We start from the raw sequence: 476 nt of genomic DNA on the forward strand, positions 1-476 counted from the left end.
CAGTCAATTCGGGTATTCCTCAGTCTCAATGCATTGAAAACTACAGATGCAGAACTGACGCTCATGGCTATGGCAGCGATCATTGGCGACAGGAGGTGTCCCGTCAGTGGATAGAGCAAGCCTGCGGCAAGGGGAATACCCATCGAGTTGTAAAGAAAGGCGAAACCCAAGTTTTGCCGCATGTTTTTTACTGTTGCGACCGAAAGTGCCCTTGCTCGTAAAATCCCCATCAGGTCGCCTTTTACCAGCGTGAGTTGCGCACTATTCATCGCAACGTCAGTCCCTGTCCCCATGGCAATGCCCACATCTGCTCGCGCCAGGGCCGGTGCATCGTTGATACCGTCACCAGCCATGGCGACCTTCCGGCCGTATTGCTGGAGGTCTGCGACCAGACGCTCTTTGTCCTGAGGTTTCACTTCACCGTGGACTTCTTCAATCCCCATCTCCCTGGCGACAGCCCGAGCGGTGGTGAGCCC

1 protein-coding gene is annotated in these 476 nt (G+C 55.3%); it reads right to left on the reverse strand.

The window, feature by feature from the left end:
• Positions 1-476 (reverse strand): HAD-IC family P-type ATPase (locus FHL16_RS33880; RefSeq protein ID WP_138739125.1); only part of this gene is annotated, 476 nt, incomplete at both ends.

This window comes from Pseudomonas sp. FSL W5-0299, from assembly GCF_005930655.1.
In the GTDB taxonomy this organism is placed as follows: domain Bacteria; phylum Pseudomonadota; class Gammaproteobacteria; order Pseudomonadales; family Pseudomonadaceae; genus Aquipseudomonas; species Aquipseudomonas mandelii.